At 47.8% G+C, this 3,458-nt stretch carries 3 protein-coding genes and 1 tRNA gene; 3 read left to right on the top strand and 1 reads right to left on the bottom strand.

The genetic code is table 11. The features are described 5' to 3' along the window. Positions 1 to 317: 317 nt before the first annotated feature. The gene (locus QZ311_RS12185; RefSeq protein WP_297068475.1) at positions 318 to 767 is read right to left on the bottom strand and encodes a PepSY-like domain-containing protein; all 450 of its coding nucleotides are present in this window, start codon (positions 765 to 767) and stop codon (positions 318 to 320) included. 327 nt (positions 768 to 1,094) lie between these two features. On the opposite strand from QZ311_RS12185, the gene QZ311_RS12180 reads away from it, so the two are divergent. From QZ311_RS12180 to QZ311_RS12170, 3 genes are all read left to right on the top strand, one after another. Next, positions 1,095 to 2,042 (top strand): glutaminase, encoded by a 948-nt coding sequence (locus QZ311_RS12180; protein WP_297068473.1) that lies wholly within the window; start codon positions 1,095 to 1,097, stop codon positions 2,040 to 2,042. Between the two features lie 245 nt (positions 2,043 to 2,287). Next, positions 2,288 to 3,157: a hypothetical protein gene (locus QZ311_RS12175; protein WP_297068471.1), complete on the top strand. Its 870-nt coding sequence runs from the start codon at positions 2,288 to 2,290 to the stop codon at positions 3,155 to 3,157. 145 nt (positions 3,158 to 3,302) lie between these two features. Continuing rightward, positions 3,303 to 3,389: transfer RNA gene (locus QZ311_RS12170), tRNA-Ser, on the top strand. Positions 3,390 to 3,458 lie beyond the last annotated feature (69 nt).

Here is a 3,458-nt window from a genome sequence, read left to right as displayed (position 1 = left end):
AATAATCTAAGGTGGATGTAATTTTTGCCTCATTTTATTTGGATTTTAATATAGTGGTCATTATCTTGCAAAAATAATGATTTTTTGGCAACTCCAGATTTAGAGGCCGGTTAAATTTTAATCACCTGCCGGGTGAACCTAAGGTCAACCGACAGGTGATGGATTATTATCTATCAAGTCATTGCCATTCTCCACGCGCCTGCATTCGGAGAATGGACTATCACTCAAATCCGAAACCACGCTCCTTTTCTGAAACGCGGTCCGGAAGCCGGAGAGCAACACTGTCTCCGTCTTCCGAGAGGAAATGGGCAAAACAGTCAGGTGTCGAGGGTCTTGCCGTCGGGGTATGAAATCTTACCCGTAGAAATCTCATAAATTATAATAGTATCGTGCATCGTGAGTTTATAGTAGGTTTTGTCGCGGCTCATGGCATAGACATCGGCCTGCTGCTCGATGCCCTGAAGATAGTTGAACAGAGCCGGTGGGAGCTGATTGTAGACGAGGACTTCCGGGAGGCGGACACCGTTGCCGTCGATGAAAGTCCATGAATATTCGGAATCGAACGAAAGTGACGCACCGTTGGTGATTTTCACTTTGTAGCCTGAGTCGTTCTGAGTGAAACTCTTAACCCCGCTACCGGGATAGTATTGTTCGATGAACGATGTAATCGGGGTCGGAATTTCATCCCATACATTGTTGGAACACGCACCCATGAAGAGGAGTATAACGAGCAGAGGCAAAAGAGTAAGCTTTTCGAGACGGGTCATAGGCAAAAGAGGATAAAAACAGGTGAATAATCATTGTATTTCCTTTAGAATTAAAAACATTTTTTAGGCAATAAAAGTTGAGACTGAAAAACGTTAAATAATTACCCTCACATATTTCACATGTGTTGAACCGGGAGGGCAATAACATGGGACTGACGAAATAATATAACAAGTGATAAAATAGCATAAGCTTCGCTAAACCAACCAACAAGATGAGTCTGAAATCGGTTTCTATTGAAAAAACAATCTGTCAGACTGCCTGTAAAAGTCATGGCCATGCAGACTACAGACTGTCGAAAAAATATTATACACTATTATAATTATATTATGGATAGAAAAATCAAACTCTCCGACCTTAAGTCGGCCGTGCAGGAAGCATATGACAATCACAAAAATGACATGGGCGGAACTCCAAGTCAAAAAGTAGCAGACATGAATCAGGGAATGTTTGGCATTTCGGTGCGTCTGACCGACGGGACAAAATTTGATGTCGGCCACAGTCAGGCCCGGTTTGCAATGGGCGCGATTTCACGTCTGCCAATCGCCATACAGCTCCTGACCCAAATGCAACCCGCCGATCTCGTTAAAAAAATGGGCCTCGGGCACAAGGGTTGCGGATGTGGATGCGGACCCAAGCCCGACGAACCGAAACAGAAAGTCAAGGGAATGCACGCCAAGGGTGTGCGCGCCGCAAGCCTTGTTGAGCCGGTCGGAGATTTTGACGGAAAAATGGATATCCTCTCCAATCTAATGATAGAGCTTATGGGCTCATCGCCGGTGCTCGACGATAAACTTTATGAGGCCGCACAGCAGAAGGCAGCTGAAAATAATATTGTTAATTCATTTGCCGAAACCGGCTATGAGCTTTATGACGAAGCAGGCCTGTCAATCAATCTGTACAACCGACTGCGTTCGATGCTCGTGACAACAGAACAGCTTGCGGAAATGGGGGCGACCATAGCAGCCGACGGTGTCAATCCGGCCACACAGGCCGTCGTGTTCGACGGTCAGCTATCGGCCACAATCTGCTCAATGATGGCTGCAAAAGGGCCGAAAGATATGGGTAAGCCGTGGCTCATACTGACAGGTGTCCCGGCCATGTCGGGGTTCGGAGGAGGTTTCATCGCTGTGATTCCCGGTCTGGGCTCAATCGCCGCTTTCTCTCCGGAACTCAACGAGTCAGGTGTCCCGATGAAGGCAGCAAGGGCTATCAAAGACATCGTAACCTCGCTCCAGCTCAACGCTTTTTCAAGCGCACGCGTAGATATCGAATAGCATAAGACATACAACATAACTAATGCATTGAGACACACAAAGAGGGCTCTGATCTGACCGGTCCATGAAAACAGGACATGACGATAAGGAATCCTCGACACACATTCTGTGGCGAAACCGTCGGCCTCCCCATCTGCGGAAAGCCGAGGGTTTCGTTTCTTTTTATAGGTGTCATCGGTGACGGAAATCCACTGCGGCTTTTCGCAGAGATTTTGACTGTTCGGCTAAAAGGTGTAAATTTGCGTATGAAATTTTCAGACCGACTTTCTCTTTTCGGCTCACAGGCAGCCTCATCGGCCAAGAGCCTCATAAAAGTAGCCCTACAGTCACGTGGCGCGCATATCAGCAGAGCGAAGACCGCAGCTGAAGGAAAGGCTCTAATCATAATGGGCAACGGACCGTCGCTGGCCGACGTTATCGCCCGCCACGGACAGCAGTTGTCACAGTCCGTCACGATGGCTCTTAACTTTGCAGCCAACGCTGAGGAGTTTGAGACGCTGAGGCCGGATTTCTACCTCATGGCCGATCCGCATTTTTTCACCGGCAGAGCAAGCGACCCGAATGTCGAACGATTGTATTCCCGGCTCAATTCAACAGTCGACTGGCCGATGACGCTCTATGTCCCGTCAGGCCACACGGCTAAGAATCTGGGCATCGACAACAGGAATATCCGTGTGGAAACATTCAATTTTGTGGGTGCTGAGGGGTTCGGTTGGCTGACGCGCTTTCTCTACAGCCACGGGCTTGCAATGCCTCGCCCGAGAAATGTGCTTGTCCCTGCAATCATGACGGCAATGAATGCCGGATTCCGTGAAATATATCTTACAGGGGCTGATCATGGCTGGCTCAATACGCTGAGTGTGAGCGACAACAACGAAGTGGTGAGCATACAGCCGCATTTCTACAAGGATAACGCGGAGGAGAAAAAGAGAGTGGCATCGGTGTATCGCGACGTGCGACTCCACGACATACTTCTGAGTTTTCACCTCGCGTTCAAGTCGTATCACGCGCTTGAGGAGTATGCGCGTGGCAATGGATGTCATATCTATAATTCGACGCCGGGATCGTTTATCGATGCTTTCGAACGCCGTCAATTGCCGCTGGAGAATGCGTAGAGCTGAAAATAACAATCACTTTCACACAGAATACATGCCTATTAAAAACAGTCTTCAATATTTTTTTGCATAAAAAGACTGTGATTAAAAAATTTTTTATACCTTTGCACCGTCAAATAAAAATCGACGATACAAAAGCACAAAAGGAAGGATGCCGGAGTGGTCGATCGGGGCGGTCTCGAAAACCGTTGTTCCCTTACGGGAACCCAGGGTTCGAATCCCTGTCTTTCCGCAACCTAATCGGACGAAAATCAGTCCGAAAGCGACAAACCGCAGACTATCAAATAGTTATGCGGTTTTT

This window comes from uncultured Duncaniella sp. (assembly GCF_910578445.1).
Classification (GTDB): Bacteria; Bacteroidota; Bacteroidia; order Bacteroidales; family Muribaculaceae; genus Duncaniella.
This window is presented reverse-complemented; position numbering and strand designations above follow the sequence as displayed.